The 16,398-nt window shown below is 65.6% G+C and carries 13 protein-coding genes; all 13 read right to left on the reverse strand.

What is annotated here, in order from left to right:
* Positions 1–52: 52 nt before the first annotated feature.
* Positions 53–1,471 carry a cardiolipin synthase gene (cls, locus tag ACO6VK_RS08305; protein WP_422506411.1) on the reverse strand — a complete coding sequence of 473 codons (1,419 nt, stop codon included), beginning with the start codon at positions 1,469–1,471 and terminating at the stop codon, positions 53–55.
* 130 nt (positions 1,472–1,601) lie between these two features.
* Positions 1,602–1,769: a 50S ribosomal protein L33 gene (rpmG, locus tag ACO6VK_RS08310; protein WP_172407465.1), complete on the reverse strand. Its 168-nt coding sequence runs from the start codon at positions 1,767–1,769 to the stop codon at positions 1,602–1,604.
* Positions 1,770–1,779: 10 nt separating this feature from the next.
* Complete coding sequence (rpmB, locus tag ACO6VK_RS08315) at positions 1,780–2,016, reverse strand: 50S ribosomal protein L28 (RefSeq protein ID WP_005411638.1); 237 nt, start codon at positions 2,014–2,016, stop codon at positions 1,780–1,782.
* 220 nt (positions 2,017–2,236) lie between these two features.
* Positions 2,237–5,299, reverse strand: coding sequence for a P-loop NTPase fold protein (locus tag ACO6VK_RS08320; RefSeq protein WP_422506412.1), 3,063 nt, complete (start codon positions 5,297–5,299; stop codon positions 2,237–2,239).
* Between the two features lie 277 nt (positions 5,300–5,576).
* Positions 5,577–7,133 (reverse strand): AAA family ATPase, encoded by a 1,557-nt coding sequence (locus ACO6VK_RS08325; protein WP_422506413.1) that lies wholly within the window; start codon positions 7,131–7,133, stop codon positions 5,577–5,579.
* Positions 7,134–7,137: 4 nt separating this feature from the next.
* Positions 7,138–7,686, reverse strand: coding sequence for a hypothetical protein (locus ACO6VK_RS08330; protein WP_422506414.1), 549 nt, complete (start codon positions 7,684–7,686; stop codon positions 7,138–7,140).
* Positions 7,683–7,883, reverse strand: a complete 201-nt coding sequence (locus ACO6VK_RS08335) for a hypothetical protein (protein WP_422506415.1) — start codon at positions 7,881–7,883, stop codon at positions 7,683–7,685. The genes ACO6VK_RS08330 and ACO6VK_RS08335 overlap by 4 nt, the downstream gene beginning before the upstream one ends.
* An 8-nt stretch (positions 7,884–7,891) precedes the next feature.
* The gene (locus ACO6VK_RS08340; protein ID WP_422506416.1) at positions 7,892–9,607 is read right to left on the reverse strand and encodes a hypothetical protein; all 1,716 of its coding nucleotides are present in this window, start codon (positions 9,605–9,607) and stop codon (positions 7,892–7,894) included.
* A complete protein-coding gene (locus tag ACO6VK_RS08345) occupies positions 9,604–10,086 on the reverse strand; it encodes a hypothetical protein (RefSeq protein ID WP_422506417.1) in 483 nt (160 codons plus the stop codon). Before ACO6VK_RS08345 ends, ACO6VK_RS08340 begins: the two co-directional genes overlap by 4 nt.
* Before the next feature lie 256 nt (positions 10,087–10,342).
* Positions 10,343–13,516, reverse strand: coding sequence for an efflux RND transporter permease subunit (locus tag ACO6VK_RS08350; protein ID WP_422506418.1), 3,174 nt, complete (start codon positions 13,514–13,516; stop codon positions 10,343–10,345).
* Positions 13,517–13,554: 38 nt separating this feature from the next.
* Positions 13,555–14,541, reverse strand: a complete 987-nt coding sequence (locus tag ACO6VK_RS08355) for an efflux RND transporter periplasmic adaptor subunit (protein WP_422506419.1) — start codon at positions 14,539–14,541, stop codon at positions 13,555–13,557.
* Positions 14,538–15,842: a TolC family protein gene (locus tag ACO6VK_RS08360; protein ID WP_422506420.1), complete on the reverse strand. Its 1,305-nt coding sequence runs from the start codon at positions 15,840–15,842 to the stop codon at positions 14,538–14,540. Before ACO6VK_RS08360 ends, ACO6VK_RS08355 begins: the two co-directional genes overlap by 4 nt.
* 57 nt (positions 15,843–15,899) lie before the next feature.
* A complete protein-coding gene (locus ACO6VK_RS08365; protein WP_422506421.1) occupies positions 15,900–16,265 on the reverse strand; it encodes a DUF2946 family protein in 366 nt (121 codons plus the stop codon).
* Between the last annotated feature and the right edge of the window lie 133 nt (positions 16,266–16,398).

Below are 16,398 nucleotides of genomic sequence, written 5' to 3' on the forward strand. Positions count from 1 at the left end.
CAGCGATTGTAGGCGATGCGCGCGATGCCCTCTGTCGGGCGACGCCGCAGCGCTACATCAGGGCGTCGGCCAACCGGGCGATGCCTTCCCGGCTGCGTCGCCACGCCGGCCGGCCGCGCCAGGTCTTCAGGTCGAGCTGGCGCGACTGCAGCAGGTAGTCGTTCTCGATGCGCAGCAGCTGCGCCACGATGCCGGCGTCGTAGCAGAGCATGCCGATTTCGGCGTTGAGCGCGAACGAGCGGATGTCCAGATTGATCGAGCCGACCAGCGCGATGTCCTCGTCCACGGTCAGGTGCTTGGCATGCAGGAAGCTGGGCTCGTACAGGGCGATGCGCACACCGCAGCGCAGCAGCTCGTCGTAATAGGCCTCCTGCGCCCACGCGGTCAGCCGCTGGTTGCTGCTGGCCGACAGGATCAGCTGCACCTGCACGCCGGACAGCGCAGCGATGCGCAGCGCACTGAGGGTGGCCTCGTCAGGCACGAAGTACGGCGTGACCAGCACGATGCGCCGGCGCGCGAGGTGGATCAACGCGTTGACCGCATCGCGTGCGTTGCTGAACGGGTAGGCCGGGCCGCTGGGCAGCAGCTGGGTGGCCACGTCGGCCGAGCACACCGGCACGGCGGTCATCACGTCCAGGCGCTGCCCGGTTTCCATGTACCAGTCGCTGGCGAACACCGCCTCCAGGTGGGCCACGCCCGGGCCGCGCACCCGCGCCACCAGCTCCCTGTTGGGGAAGCCGGGCACGAACTGCGGCTGGGCCAGGTTCTGCGAACCGATGTAGCCGACACGGTTGTCGATCACCGCGATCTTGCGGTGGTTGCGCAGGTCCATGCGCCCGCTGCGCCGCCAGCGCAGGCCGCCGGGCAGCATCGCACGCACATCCACGCCCAGCGCCTGCAGGCGGCGCCGGTAGCGCCGCAGGCCGCGCTTGGCGCCCACCGCATCCAGCAGCAGCCGGCAGTGCACGCCGCGCGCGGCGGCGCGCTGCAGCGCCTGCACGATCGCCTCACCGACCGCATCGTCGAACATCAGGTAGTACAGCAGGTGTACCCGGTCGCGGGCCTGGTCGATATCGGCGATCAGCGCCTGCAGCGAGGCGTCGTAGTCGCTGAGCAGTTCAACCGCGTTGCCGTGGATGGGCATGAAGTCGCCCTGGCGCTCGATCAGCGGCACGATCTCGGCGGTGGCCGTATCCGGCGCTGGCGTCCAGCGCAGCGGGGGCTGCAGGGCCTGCTCCTCGCGGATGACCTGGGACGCCTCGGCCTGGCGCTGCACGCGCTGGCGCGACAGCCACGGGTGGCCGAACAGCAGGTACAGCGGCAGGCCCAACAGGGGCACGAAGCCGACCAGCAGCAGCCAGCTGCGCGCCGCCCCCGGGGTGGTCCGGGTGGGAATCCAGAACAGCGCGGCCAGCCGGATCAGCCAGTCCAGCATCAACAACCAGGAACCCAGCAGCCACTCGAACAGCATCGCGTCGCCCGTCGGGGGTGGAACCGCATTCTGCCACGGGTGCCGTGTGCGGCCAGGGGCGACGCACGGCCAACAAAAAACCCGCCTCTCGGCGGGTTTTTCGCGGGACATCAACCAATCCGGTGACGGATTACTTGATCTTGCCTTCCTTGTACAGGACGTGCTTGCGCACGACCGGATCGTACTTCAGGAATTCCATCTTCCCGGGGGTGTTCTTCTTGTTCTTGTCCGTCGTGTAGAAGTGGCCAGTGTTGGCCGTCGAAATCAGACGGATCTTGTCGCGCTTGCCTGCCATGATCGTTTACTCCTCAGACCTTTTCGCCGCGCGCACGCAGCTCAGCCAGAACGGAATCAATGCCGTTCTTGTCGATGGTGCGCAGGGCATGCGCGGAAACACGAAGCTTGACCCAGCGGTTCTCGCTGGCAACCCAGAAGCGGCGCTCGTGCAGGTTGGGCAGGAAACGACGACGGGTCTTGTTGTTGGCGTGCGAGACGTTGTTACCCGTCTGCACTCGCTTGCCGGAAACTTGGCATACGCGGGACATTGCGCACCTCGATGAAAGTAAGTGTCAGCCCATAGCCCGGGCGACGGCGGCCTCGACGGTTTCCCGCCACACGTCATGAGAATCAAAGGGTTACGCTGACGAGGGCGGACCGGATGACGTGTTCCCGGCCGCCGATCCAAAGGTTTTTGGACACAGCGAGCCGCGCATCATGCCCTAGTTGGCAAGAGAACGCAACATCCCACGCCGCATGCTGCCGGACTTACGGGCTCATGGACTCAGGCGGCTCTTCACAGCCGATCGAGAAGTCCCCGCGCCCTACTTCATTGAAGCTAGCGTCCAGGAAAGCGAACAACTTCTCCGTCCACTCCGAATATGCCACGGCGTAATTGTTCCCGCATACAACTCGATCAAGAGCCTTCTCGAATCCGAAAGTTCGAATCTTTCCGCCGAACTCTCGCCAGTACAAACCAAACCGCCTTTCATCGAGCCCCCCTACGACACCTTCTCTCGTCAGGGTCAACCCATCAACACCCTCATCATTGTAATCAATGGAGAGATTTCTCAAACAGTAGTCCAAGAACGATTTCGCCCCACACTCGCTTGTAACATCAAAGCAAACATCGAACACGTAGGAATTCATCATCGACGCAATCCCGCCACCATCCCCTGATCCTTCTGCATCGTATACGCCGCAGCCAATACCTGAACCACCAGGAGGTGATTTGGACGCCAGCTGATAGATAACAAATGCCTTAACGGATGTACGAGCTAGTTGCAGAAGGATATCAAGTTCATCCGAACCGACATTCAAACCATCGGAGGCATCTACGGCGCTCACTCCGTAATAATTCTGCGCAGGCAGGTCATCGACAGCACTAAAGAAGTTTTTGGATGGGGCAATAAACTGGGAGTGAAACAACTTGAAAACAAGCTGACTCACTCTGCGCATACTATGCTGAGTGAATTCTGCAACATCCCTCCTTCTATCCGGCGAAGGAGCGTCCCGCAATAGCGCTTCTGAGATAAATCTAAAACTACTGCCTCGATCGGGATTGAGGAGAATCCGGAACATCAGGAGGTCATTGTATTCCAATGGATCAGCACTTCCCGATACCATTTGACGAAGCAATGACCCATCCTCCGAATCATCCACTCCAAAAAGAACACTTCTCACAAAACCGTATCCATCTCCGGAGCTCCTCTCTCCCCTGTCGATTCCTTGACCAGCCAAATCCAGGATTCGCGCAGCTGACATGATGCAGCGTGATCTAGCGGCGATGACGCCATTCGATATCAACGAATAGTTTGGCAAACCAGACACCAGCTTCATCAAGGCAGCACGAACCAGCTTTGGATCCTTTCTTGCAGAGTAGCTGGCGAACATATCCCAGAACTTAAGCCGATCTTCAGTAGCTCTTAGAAGCTCGCTTTCCAGAACACGATTGATATCAGCCTCACTCACAATACTCACCACTGCACGCTCAAACGCGGCCACTGTTTCATTCGGCGGCGGCGGCTCAAACCTTATCAGCAACTTCAAATAGGCAGCCAGGTTCCGTCGCTTCCCAAAATTAAAACATGCTCGCGTGTTCAAGACATCATCACTGATGTAGGAGGCACCAGCACTGTGCACAACGCTAATGTCGAACAACTGCCGCAAGATGAATTTTGAGCATTCATCCGGGCACCGGTCGATCACGCCCTGTAAGCCAACTGAATTTACATATGTAGTGGATCCACCTGAGACTGAATGCCGCACCGAGAAGGATCCGGCTCGAGCCTCACCTTCGTCGTTATATATTTCTCTAAACAAGCCCGGGTAGCACATACCCAGCAAAGCAAGATGAACTACATCCAACCTAAAGAAATCAGTCTGATGGAAGTCAATAACCTCAAGGCGTACGTAGAGCAAATAGTTTATGAATCTTTTGAGCTTCCTCATGTTTCCAATAATTGGAGCATACCTCCCGGAGCTTTCGCCATCGAGAATATCTGCCACCACCGTCAGTAAAGACGCCAGTGCAATGATGCGCGCAGAGGATACACCCAGCTTGACCTCTGACTCCTCACCCCAGTGGCGCCGGGCAAATCCTGACAAACTCGAGAAATCAACGAACAACGGCACGCGTACATTGACGAACTTCTCAAGATACTCACGGGCTATTGACGAGTTTGGCTGTGCAATCAGTCGCTCAGTGTCGTACGAAAGAACATAGTTCACACGGGTCAGGTTTAACGCCCGCCTTACCATGAATAGTATGTTCTCAACGCTCTTTGGATCTATTCGATCAAGATCATCGATGACCGCAATTACTTTGATGCCAAGCCTGCCCAGGACCTCATCCATTTCATCGATTAGCTCGTCAACAGTCTCGACCTCCGTGTTCATGGATATTTTCAACCCGGGAAGAGAGTAGGCTGCCTCCGCTTTGATCATGCGAGAGTAACGCGATGCAATCGGTCGAAATTCAGGTGCGTACACGGCGCCGTTGAGGGAATTTGAGAGCTCCCGGACAAATGCCATGACAATATTTGGCTCACTTGCGTGCCTGATCGGCTCGAAGCGGAAAACGAATATTTTCTTTGGATACTGCTCCCATACCCGCTGAGCCATGTTGAGAAAGCTGCTCTTGCCCACGCCCCAAGGTGCATCGAGTCCGAAGACCATTCCTTTTTGCGTGCCGCTCTTCATCACTTGATCAGCAAATGTCTCTGCATGCTTGGAGTTCGAAAGAAGATCCTCTCCTTCGCCGTCTATCTCCTGATCTGATATGAATTCGCCATCATATTCATGCTTCGCGTCGACCCTAATGCCCCTCCAGACGGCAGCACTGAAGATCAGTGTTAGCGAGAAGAATGTCAGTGCGGCCCATTCGAAATCAATTCTCGATGTCAACTCAACGTTGGCACCCAGGCTATCCCAGAGAATGTAGCCTCCCGCCATCCCCGCTACGAAGAAGGCGCAGATGTCAAATCGCCAACTTGCGATAAGTCTCTTGGCATGAGATGCAGCACCACGTCCTATCAAATACAGAAGGACCACCAGCGGCACCAAATAGCTGACGACAAGCGCGGCAAGAAGGCGTTCACGATAGACGGTCCCTGCCAGCACCTCCCCAAGATCATAGAATAATCTCGCAACGATGCAGAGGAGCCCGCCCGCAATAAATGCTTTAACGAAGACTCCCAGCTCGAAGATCTTGATCTTCCCTTCCTGCCTTCGTTCCGTTGATATCATCTGAGACATCCCTGTGAGCAAGCTGCAGTTCTGATTTCTGCTCTGAAGCTTAGTGTTTTGGCTTCGAAGCTGCATTTCGATCATTTAGCACAGTCGCCCTGTCGCCAGCCGAAGGCTCAAAGCGGCAGCGCCAGGGTGAACGCTGAAGAGCAGCGCCATGCGATCACCAACCGCTAGCCGAACGGGGTCGACCGCTCGAAAGTAGTCCTGCCGGGGTCGCTGTTGGCCAGCCTGAGCAGGCATAAGTGCAAAGCGCGCGCCCACGACTCCGCTGGCGGATGAGGACCTGTGCCCGAGTTGCGAGGGCAGAGAAGGATCCCCGTCACTCGCCATAAAGATCAGTTAATCACGTGGCGCCGGCTCAGGTCAGCACGGCGCGGCGCGGGCGGCCGCTGGTCAGCGGGGTGCCGGCGATCGCCTCGCCGGAGGCAGGCACGGCCCGCTCCCGGCCCCAGGCACGGATGTTCTCGATCTGCTCCGGGGCGGTCCGCGACAGCGGCACCACGTTCTGGAAGCTGCGCCGGAACAGGTCATCGGTGACCACCGCGTCGCCCTTCAGGTAGGCCTCCTTGACCACCTCGCGCACGGCCGACTCCAGGTCCGAGCCGGCAAAGCCCTCGGACAGGTCGACCAGTTCGTCGAGCAGCGCCGGGGCCAGCTCGCGCTGCTGGAGGCCGCGCCGGGCGTAGATGCCGATGATGTCGCGGCGTTCCGGTGCGGTCGGCAGGTCGACGAAGAACAGTTCGTCGAAGCGGCCACGGCGCAGCAGCTCCGGCGGCAGCTTGGAGACATCGTTGGCGGTGGCCACCACGAACACCCGGGTGCGGGCTTCCTGCAGCCAGTACAGGAACTGGCCGACCAGCCGGGTCGAGGTGCCGCCATCGCCGCCGCCGGTCGCGCCGGCCAGGCCCTTCTCGATCTCGTCGATCCACAGCACACACGGCGCAACGTGGTCGGCGGTGGCCAGGGCTTCCTTCAGCCGGCCCTCGCTCTGCCCGAGGTACTGGCCGTGGATCGTGGACAGGTCCAGCCGGTACAGCGGCAACTGCCAGTCCTGCGCGATGGCCTTGGCCGACAGCGATTTGCCGCAGCCGGGCACGCCCACCAGCAGCACGCCGCGCGGCGGGCGGATGCCGCGTTCGCGCAGGTCGGCGGTCAGCAGCGGGCGCTCGCGGGCCAGCCAGTCCTTGAGCCCGCCCAGGCCGCCCACGCTGAGGTCGCCGCCGCGCACGGGCACCCGCTCGATGCCGGAAATGTCGGCGAAGATGCGGTCCTTGGCGTGCATCAGCTCCACCAGGTCGTTCTTGTCGATGCGGCCGTTCACCAGCAGCGTGGCGATGATGTTCTCCGCTTCCAGGCGCGAGATGCCGGCGAGGATGGCGGCGGCCTGGCGGATGTCGGCATCGTCCCAGGCGATCTGGAACTGGCTGCGATACGGGTCGATCTGTTCGTGGATGATCACCGCCATCTCGTCTTCGGTCGGCGGCGACAGCACCAGCGACATGCCCAGCCGCTGCAGCTGGCCGAAGATCGGCTTGCTGGTCACCACCACCACCGAACCGCCGTGGTCGGCGGCCAGCATCGCCACGTCGATCAGCTGCCGTGCCGAGGGCGTGTCGTCCTCCAGGTCGGACACTTCGGTGAGCACGAAACTCAGGTTCTGGCGCTGGGCCATCTGCTGGCTGGCGAAGTCGACCGCACCGACCACCGACCTGTCTTCGTTGACGATACGGCCCGTGGACAGCTCACGCGTGCCCTGCGACAGGGTGTGCACGTAGAACGGGGCGTTCAGCGCGCCGGCAACGTCGCGCAGGATGTCCAGCACCCGCGCCCGCTCGGTGCTGCGGATGGAGATGAAGGGCACGCGTGCCTTCAGGTAGCGGGTCAGGGTGGCGTGGAACTCGCGGGTATCGCTCATGGGGTCAGATCATCAGGGTACGGCGGCGCGCCGGCAGTGCCGGCGATTCCGCGGAAGGGGCGCCGGGCACCAGGGCGGGCGCGACGGCATCGGTGGCGGTGGGCCGGTAGTGGCACAGGCTGTTGTGGCGCAGCGCGCGCAGCGAACGCTCGCAACGGGCGCGTTGTGCGCCCTCCTCCAGCCCGCGCTGCATGTCCGCGGCGATGCGTTCCAGCTCGGTACGCAGATGCGCGCGCAGCGGTTCCGGCAGCGTGGCCAGGGTGGCCAACTGGTAGAGCACGGCGAAGTGGCGGCGCGCATCGAGCAGCGCGCGCACCAGGGTGACATCGTCGCCGCGCAGGCCGAGGTCACGGGTCAGGCGTGCACCGCAGCGCTGCAGGCGGCGGTCGAGCAGCGCGCAGACACGCTGGCTGAACAGCGTGGCCACGCCGGGCGTCCAGTCCAGCTGCCCGGCCGCCATCGCGGCCAGGGCCTCGGCATCGTGCTGGCCATCGTCGAAGGCCTCCAGCACCTGGCTCCACTGCGCGTAGGTGCGGGGAACCGGCAGGGTCATCCGGCCGTGGCGCGCTTGCGCCGCACGAACCCGGTGGCCGGCAGCAGGTCCCAGCCCGGCAGGGCGCCGGCGAGGGCGTCCGGGGCGGCGGACACGGCCGGAGACGGTGTGCGCTCGACCGGCGACGGCGGCAGGGAGGGCGCGTCGACCGGCAACGGCGGCGGCGCGGCAGTGGCATCCAGCAGGGATCGGGTCATGGCGGGCCTCAGGCGGTGGCGGCAAGAATGCGGCGGGTGTTGTCGTGGCCGCTCAGGGTGAACTGGTCGGGCGTGATCGATTCCAGCAGCGCGGTCACCGACTCGGACTGCGCATCGCGCGCGGCCAGGTCGCGGCGTACTTCGACCACTTCGGCAACACAGGCCTTCAAGGCCTGCTGGGTCTGCTCGCGCAGTGCGGCGAAATCGGCGCGGACCTTGGTGCGCTGCTTGTCCAGGTTGCGGTACGCCATATACACCCACAGCAGCATCACCGCGGCGATCACCATGCCCACGATGTTGCCCAGGGCCAGCAGCATCAGCAGGATGCCCAGGCCCATCACCAGCCAGTGGTGGATGCCCAGCTTCACCGATGCCAGCGCTTCGGCCAGGCGGCCGTCGATGTGCTGGCCCAGCGAGGTTTCCAGCTCGGCCTGGTTGCCACCGTCGGTGGTGGTTCCGTCCCAGCCATCCAGGTGCAGCTGCACCTGCGTCGGCACCGCCAGGCGGATGCTGGCGGTGAGGTCGTGGTGCGCTTCCAGGATCCAGGCGCGCGACTGCGCGGTGGCGAAGCGCTGGGTGGCGCGCGAGGCGTGTGAGGTTTCCGGGTGCATCGCCGCGTTGGTCAGCAGCTGGGTGAAGCTGATGCGGTGCTCCAGCGCGGGATCCTGCAGCTGGAAGCGCGACGTGGCGGCAGCGCGGTCGCCGTTCTCTTCGATGATCAGGCGGCACAGCTCCTCATCACGACGCAGCGGCAGCTCCTCCACATCGAAATGGGAAACCAGCTTGGTCAGCAGCGCATCGACGTCGGCCGTCAGGCCGGCGGTCGCGCGGACCTCGCCAGTGAACACGTTCTGGAAATGCTGGGCCACCGCACCGTGCGTGGCGGTGGCATTGAGCGAGGCCTGCAGGGCCGGCCAGGTGGGGCTGTACTGCTGCAGGTGCGGATAGCGGGCGCTGTCGTCGCCATGCGGCGTCTTCGAGCGCAGCGCATCGATCCACTGGCTGCGCTGGCTCTCGATGAAGCCGGCCCGCTGGGACAGCTCCTCGATCCAGTCGCTGGTACGCGCCACGCAGGCCAGCGCGGTTTCCACGCCGAACACACCGGCGGCGATCGCATCGATCAGCACCACGGTCTGGCGGTCCAGTTCCACCGGGTTCTGCATGCCCAGGTAACGGTCCATCCACTGCTGCGACGCGGCCAGACGGCCGGCACGGCGGCTGACCAGCGCGAACAGCAGGCTGGTCTTCTCGTCGTCGCGGCGGATCGCCTCGGCCAGCGCGCGCTCGGCCAGGTCCTTGTGGTCGTTGAGCCAGGCGGCCAGCGCGACCAGCGCCGGCGCCAGCCAGTACCCCGGCGCGGCGAGCATCAGGTTCTCGCTGGCAGCACGGATGGTGTCCTGGCGGACCAGCGAGATGTCGGCGGCCTGCAGGATGCCGGTGGTCTGGCGACGCACCTCGCCGTAGTGGCCGAAGCGGGTTTCCAGTTCCTGGCGGATCTTGACCTGGCGGGTCTCGGCGAGCGACAGCTCTTTGGCCTTGACGTCTGCGGCGACGAAATCCATGAACGCCTTTTCCAGGCGCGCCAGTTCGCTGCGGGTTGCGCCGACATCGTGCTGGACCGCGCCGACCTGCGAGTTCAGGGAGTCCAGGTCGCGGCCCAGCGTGCGCAGGCTGTTGCTGATGGCGGAGAGGTCCGCCATATGGATGATGCGTTGGGTACTCATGCCGTTCCTTCAATGATCGCGGTCTGCCCGGAGTCGCTCACCGCCACCATGCGCGTGGCGTACACCTCGATGAAGGCATACGACGGATGCGTGGCCAGGACGCGGGCCCGTTCGAGCGTTAGCGGCAGCGGGTGGCCTTTCTTGAAATGCTCGGTGATGCGCCCGCCGAGGTCCAGGGTATGCACTTCGTAGGGATGCCCCAGGTAGCAACGCCCGACAATGCCCAGCAGGCGCTCCTGGATCTCGATCTTGCCCAGTTCCTGGTCGATCTGCGCGAGCAGCGCATCCAGTGCCTGGCGGTCGTGCACATGGCCGCCGGCATCGAGTTTGGCCATCGCCTGCATATACGCCGGCGAGCGCTTCTGGCGCAGGCGGGTGTCCAGCGATGCGGAGGCCAGACCTGTCGCGGCCTGTGACCGCGTAGTGGCCAGGGCCGGGGTGGTGGTTGGAGGGGTACCCAACAGTAGATTGCGCGCCATGTCGCTGCGTCCTGCATTGCCGCGGCCGCGGCGTAACGACGCAGAAAGGTACCAGACTCGGGCAGGCTCCGCGCGCCATCCTCTGGTAGAGCCGACCGTGGGTCGGCTGCTCTCCCTTCCGTCACCGGAAAACCCGCGCTGCGCGCGTGAGCCGACCAACGGTCGGCTCTACCGACGGTGCCGTCATGTTGCAGCAGCGACGCGGCCATGCATCAGCCCGCGCCGGCGTCATGCCGCAGCAGCGACGCGGCCATGCTCATGCCGGTGGCGCGTCGCGACGATGCAGCCAGCGGTACAGCACCGGCAGCACCAGCAGGGTCAGCAGCGTGGACGACACGATGCCGCCGATCACCACCGTCGCCAGCGGGCGCTGCACTTCCGAACCGGCACCGACATTGAACGCCATCGGCACAAAGCCCAGCGACGCTACCAGTGCGGTCATCAGCACCGGGCGCAGGCGGCCCAGCGCGCCGTCGCGCACGGCGTCGGCCAGCGGCAGACCACCGTCGCGCAGGCTGCGCACGAAGCTGATCATCACCAGGCCGTTGAGCACCGCCACGCCGGACAGCGCGATGAAGCCGACGCCGGCCGAGATCGACAGCGGAATGCCCCGCGCGGCCAGGGCCAGCACCCCGCCGGTCAGCGCCAGCGGTACGCCGCTGAACACGATGGCCGCGTCCTTGATCGAGCCGAAGGCCCAGAACAGCAACGCGAAGATGATGACCAGGGTGAGCGGCACCACGATCGCCAGGCGCTGGCTGGCCGAGATCAACTGCTCGAAGCTGCCGCCGTACTCGATCCAGTACCCGTTTGGCACCGCGACATCGCGACCGATGGCCTGCTGCAGATCGCGCACGAAGCCGCCCAGGTCGCGGTCGCGCACATTGGCGGTGACCACGATGCGGCGCTTGCCGTTCTCGCGGTTGATCTGGTTCGGGCCCTCACTGTTGGCCAGCGTGGCCAGTTCACGCAGCGGCACCGTGCGTGCGCCGGTACTGCCGCTGCCGCCACGGCTGGATTCGTCGGCATCGCCGCCGGCCAGCGCGCTTTCCAGCGATACCGGCAGGTCGGCCAATGCGGCCGGGTCCTGGCGCAGGGCTTCCGGCAACCGCACCACGATGTCGAAACGGCGGTCGCCTTCGAACAGCTGCCCGGCCACCTGCCCGCCCACCGCCGTGGCGACGGTGGACTGCACCTGGCCCGGATTGAGCCCGTAACCGGCCAGCGCGGTGCGGTTGGGGGTCACGGTGAGCAGCGGCAGGCCACTGGTTTCCTCGACCCGCACGTCGGCCGCGCCCGGCACCTTGCCGGCTACCGCGGCGATGCGTTTGCCCACCGACAACAGCGTTTCCAGGTCGTCGCCGAACAGCATCACCGCCACGTCCGCGCGTACACCGGAGATCAGCTCGTTGGTGCGCATCTGGATCGGCTGGGTGAACTCGTAGTTGTTGCCCGGCAGCTGCTCGACCGCCGCCTCCAGTTCACCCAGCAGCGTCGCACGCGACTTGCGCGGGTCCGGCCACTCCCTGCGCGGTTTCATCATGATGAAGGTGTCGGCCACCGACGGTGGCATCGGGTCGGAGGCGACCTCGGGCGTACCGATCTTGGAAAACACCTTGCTCACCTCGGGGAACTGCACCAGCCGGTTCTCGATGTGCTTCTGCATCTCGATGGACTGGGTGAGGCTGGTGCCGGGAATGCGCATGGCATGCATGGCCACATCGCCTTCGTCCAGGTTGGGCACGAACTCGCTGCCCAGCCGCGTGGCGAGCAGCCCGCAGCCGACCACCAGCACCAGCGCACCGGCCACCATCCAGCGCCCGCGACGCAGCGAGAACGCCAGCAGCGGCTCATAGCGCCGGCGCACCCAGGCCATCAGGCGGTTTTCCTTCTCCTGCACGCGCCCGCCAAGGAACAGCGCGATCGCGGCCGGCACGAAGGTCAGCGCCAGCACCATCGCGCCGGTCAGGGCCAGCACCACGGTGATCGCCATCGGGTGGAACATTTTTCCTTCCACGCCGGACAGCGCGAAGATCGGCAGGTACACCGCGGTGATGATGCCCAGGCCGAACAGGCTGGGTCGGATCACCTCGGCGGTGGCGCTGGCGGTTTCCTGGAAACGCTCCTGGCGGGTCATGTCGCGGCCGAGCGCGTGCTGGCGTTCGCCGAAGCGACGCAGGCAGTTCTCGATGATGATCACCGCACCGTCGACGATAAGGCCGAAATCCAGCGCGCCCAGGCTCATCAGGTTGGCCGACACGCCCCCGCGCGCCATCCCGGTGAGAGTGAACAGCATCGCCAGCGGAATCACCGCGGCGGTGATCAGCGCCGCGCGGAAATTGCCGAGCAGCAGGAACAGCACCACGATCACCAGCAGCGCGCCCTCGACCAGGTTCTTGGCCACGGTGGCGATGGTGCGGTCCACCAGCGCGGTGCGGTCATAGCTGGCGGTGACGGTGACGCCCTCGGGCAGGCTGCGCTGGGCCTGCTGCAGGCGCGCGGCGGCCGCCTGGGCCACGTCGCGGCTGTTGGCGCCGATCAGCATCACCACCGTGCCCATCACCACTTCGTGGCCGTTCTGGGTCGCCGCGCCGCTGCGCAGTTCCGGGCCGTCCTTGACCTCGGCCACGTCATGCACGTGGATCGGCACGCCCTCACGGCGCGCCAGCACGATGTTGCCGATCTCCTCCAGGTTGGCCACCTGCCCGGGGATGCGCACCAGGAACTGCTGGCCGTTGCGTTCGATGTAGCCGGCGCCGACGTTCTGGTTGTTGGTCTCCACCGCCTGGGCAACGTCTTCCAGGGTGAAGCCCAGCGCACGCAGCCGGGCCGGGTCCGGCGTGATGTGGACCTGGCGCTGGAAGCCACCGATGGTGTTGACCTCGGTCACCCCCGGCACGTTGCGCAGCTGCGGCCGGATCACCCAGTCCTGCAGGGTGCGCAGGTCGGTGGCGGTGTACGGGGTGCCATCGGCTTTGCGCGCCTTGGGATCGGCGTCGATGGTGTACATGAAGATCTCGCCCAGACCGGTGGAGATCGGGCCGAGCTGCGGATCCAGTCCTGCGGGAATCTGCGATTTGACCTGTTGCAGGCGTTCGGCCACCTGTTGCCGCGCAAAGTAGATGTCGGTGCCGTCCTCGAACACCACGGTCACCTGCGACAGCCCGTAGCGCGACAGCGAGCGGGCCTGCTCCATGCGCGGCAGGCCGGCCATCACCGTTTCCACCGGATAGGTGATGCGCTGTTCGGTCTCCAGCGGCGAGTAGCCCGGCGCGGCGGTGTTGATCTGCACCTGGACATTGGTGATGTCCGGGGTCGCGTCGATCGGCAGCTGGGTGAAGCTCCAGATGCCCACCGCGATCAGCACCGTGGTCAGGCTCATCATCAGCCAGCGATGGGCGATGGACACGCCAATGATGCGCTCAAGCATGACGGCATCCTCCGCGGACGGTCGGCGGCAGCGCGCGTTCAATGTTCATGCGACGCCCCTGCCTTGCCGATATCGGCCTTGACCACGTAGCTCTGCTCGACCACCACGTCTTCGCCGGGCGTCACGCCCGACAGGACTTCGACCTGGGTGGCATCGCGTGCGCCCAGGGTGACCGGGCGCGCAGTGTAGGTGTCGCCGCTGCGCACGAACACCACATCCTTGCCGTCCATGCTCTGCAGTGCCGACAACGGCACCACCTGCGCGGCCGGCGTGGTGGCCACCACGATGCGCGCCTTGACCGCCGCACCGGGCCGCCACAGACCGTCGTCGTTGCGCAGCGTGGCGCGCGCCACGGTGCTCTGGCTGGCGGTGGCGGTGCCGGGCAGCACGCGTTCGAGCGTGGTGGTCTGGCTCACGCCATCGGTCATGCGCGACACCGTGACCGGCACGCCGGCGGTGATGTGCTGGGTATCGTTGCCGAAGATGTGCAGGTCCACCCACAGCGTGGACAGATCGCCGATCTCGAACAGCGGCGTGCCCTCCCCGGCCACGCCGCCGACCTGGGCCTGGCGCGACAGCACCACGCCGGCAATCGGCGCGCTGACGGTGTAGGTGGTCAGGCTGAGATTGCTCTCGATGCTGGCCAGGACCTGCCCGGCCGCCACGCGGTCGCCGACGTTGGCGCGCAGCGAGCGGATCGGGCCGGGGAAGCGCGCCATCACCTGCGCCACGCGTCCATCGACCGGGGTCAGCAGGCCCTGCACATCGTGTTCGTCGGCAATCGTGCCGGCGGCCACGGGCGCCACGCGGATGCCGGCCTGCGCGGCCATCGCTGCGGTGATCGTGGTGCTCTCCGGTGCGTCGTGGTCGTCCTCGCCGTCCTCGTGGCCGGGCTCGCCGTGGCCCGGGTCTTCCGCGGCGCTGGGCGTGGTGGCGGTCGACGCTTCTTTGCCACACCCGGTCAGGGCCAACAGGGCCAGCAGCAGGCTGGCCGCCCAGGCGGTACGGGTTGCGATGGCGGTCATGGGCGGTCCTCCGTGGACACTGTGGAAAGCGCCGGATCGGCGGTAGCGACCATGCTCTGGCCGGTGAGTCGCTGGATTTCGATCAGCGCGGTCTGCGCGGCGATGGCGGCGGCCAACTGGCGCTGACGCGCCTCGATGCGCAGGGCCTGCAGCTGCGCCCATTCCATGTAGCTGATGGCACCGGCACGCCATGCCTTCTCGGCGGCGTTCTCGGCGCGCTTGAGCTGCGGCAGCACGTCACTGGCCATGCGCGTGACTTCCAGCCGCGCGGTCAGGTAACGGCCGTGCGCCTCGGCCAGGGTGGCGTAGAGCTGCAGTTCGCGTGCCTCGCGCTCGACGCTGCTCAAGGCCAGTTCGGCCTCGGCGGCACGGATGTCCGGTTCGGCGCGGCGCACGCTGCCCAGCGGCAGGCTGAAGCCGGCCACCAGCGCGGTATCGCGCGTGTCGCGGCTGTTGCGCACACCGACCTGCCAGCTCACATCCGGCCGCGCCTGGGTCCGGGCCAGGGTCAGCTGGGCCTCGCGCAGGCGACGTTCGCCCGCCAGCACGGCCAGTTCGGGGGTGCGCTGCAGTTCCTCGGCCAGCACGGCAAAGGCCTGCAGGGCCGGCAACCGCATCGGATCGCCGGTGACTACCTCGAAGCCGGGATCGCGCGCGCGCCACAGGGCGGACAACGCCGCACGCGCGGACTGGTCCATCTGTTTGGCACGGTCGCGGTCCAGTTCGGCCTGGGCGAGCATCGACTGGGCGGTGAGCAGCACCGATTCCGGCGACGCACCGGCCTGCAGGCGCAGGCGTGCGGCGGCAACCGCACGGCGGCGCTGCTCGATGTCGGTGGTGGCGATGGCCAGTTGCTGGCGCGCCTCGGTGACCGCCAGGTAGCGCCGGGCCACCTCGGCCATCAGGTCCAGCCGCGCGGTTTCGCGTTGCGGTGCGAGGGCATCGATGTTGGCCTGGGCCACTGCACGACGGGCGTCCAGCTTGCCGCCGCGCTCGAGCACGCCGGCCAGGGTGACGGTCAGTTCGGCGGCCTGCAGGCCGCTGGCGTCGCCACTGCCGAACGCGTTCTCCAGATCGACGCCAAGCGTCAGCGGGGGACGCAGTGCCGCCGCATCGCGGCGCGCTTCCCAGATCGGGCGCTGCGCATCGGCCAGGCGCAGATCGGGGTGGTAGCGGGCAACGCGGGCAATGGCGTCATCCAGGGTCAACGCGGTGGGAGGTGAAACAACAGCCGCCGTACCCTGCGCAGACACGCACGGCACGAACGCAAAGGCAGCCAAGGCTGCCAGACGCATCCACATGGGGGGTTCTCCAGAAAGCGGTTCAGATGGCGAACGGCGGCACAGGGCCGCGTGGCATCAGACCGCTATCGGGGGACGCAGCAGGCTCTCGGGCGGCTGGGTACGCAGCTGCGCGGTCAGGCTGGACGGCAGCGCGTGGGGCGGCGCGGACGGCAGCGTCCACGGCAACGCCGCCATCGGCAGTACGCCGCCGTGGCCGTGACAATGGCCGCAGTGGACCAGGGTGTGCAGCAGATCGTTGCCGTCGTGGTCGGGACCGTCGGCGGCGGCATCATCGGCCAGGTGCGCGGCATCGGCATGCAGGCTGATATGGATGTCGGCGAGGGCCGACGCCGTGGCGCTGCCGAACACGCCCAGACCCACCGCGACCAGCATCAGCAGGCGCAGCAGCAGGGACGGACGCGGGCGGGCACGGCGGAACATGGCCGCAGGGTAGCGGTCGGCTTGCCCGTTACACAATCGCAGTGCGCGGCGAAGGTTCACGTTGGCGGGGGGGGGGGGGGGGGGAAGGGGGCCCCCCCCGTTCTGGGAAGAATCGTCGCCTTTGCGCGGTGAT

It is taken from the genome of Stenotrophomonas sp. GZD-301, assembly GCF_049310345.1.
In the GTDB taxonomy this organism is placed as follows: domain Bacteria; phylum Pseudomonadota; class Gammaproteobacteria; order Xanthomonadales; family Xanthomonadaceae; genus Stenotrophomonas.

Bases quoted from the DNA above. Each gene is read 5' to 3' on its own strand.
- cls (WP_422506411.1), bottom strand. From the start codon at position 1,471: ATGCTGTTCGAGTGGCTGCTGGGTTCCTGGTTGTTGATGCTGGACTGG.
- ACO6VK_RS08325 (WP_422506413.1), bottom strand. From the start codon at position 7,133: ATGAGCGATACCCGCGAGTTCCACGCCACCCTGACCCGCTACCTGAAG.
- ACO6VK_RS08335 (WP_422506415.1), bottom strand. From the start codon at position 7,883: ATGACCCGATCCCTGCTGGATGCCACTGCCGCGCCGCCGCCGTTGCCG.
- ACO6VK_RS08345 (WP_422506417.1), bottom strand. From the start codon at position 10,086: ATGGCGCGCAATCTACTGTTGGGTACCCCTCCAACCACCACCCCGGCC.
- ACO6VK_RS08330 (WP_422506414.1), bottom strand. From the start codon at position 7,686: ATGACCCTGCCGGTTCCCCGCACCTACGCGCAGTGGAGCCAGGTGCTG.
- ACO6VK_RS08365 (WP_422506421.1), bottom strand. From the start codon at position 16,265: ATGTTCCGCCGTGCCCGCCCGCGTCCGTCCCTGCTGCTGCGCCTGCTG.
- ACO6VK_RS08350 (WP_422506418.1), bottom strand. From the start codon at position 13,516: ATGCTTGAGCGCATCATTGGCGTGTCCATCGCCCATCGCTGGCTGATG.
- ACO6VK_RS08340 (WP_422506416.1), bottom strand. From the start codon at position 9,607: ATGAGTACCCAACGCATCATCCATATGGCGGACCTCTCCGCCATCAGC.
- ACO6VK_RS08360 (WP_422506420.1), bottom strand. From the start codon at position 15,842: ATGTGGATGCGTCTGGCAGCCTTGGCTGCCTTTGCGTTCGTGCCGTGC.
- ACO6VK_RS08320 (WP_422506412.1), bottom strand. From the start codon at position 5,299: ATGATCGAAATGCAGCTTCGAAGCCAAAACACTAAGCTTCAGAGCAGA.
- rpmB (WP_005411638.1), bottom strand. From the start codon at position 2,016: ATGTCCCGCGTATGCCAAGTTTCCGGCAAGCGAGTGCAGACGGGTAAC.
- ACO6VK_RS08355 (WP_422506419.1), bottom strand. From the start codon at position 14,541: ATGACCGCCATCGCAACCCGTACCGCCTGGGCGGCCAGCCTGCTGCTG.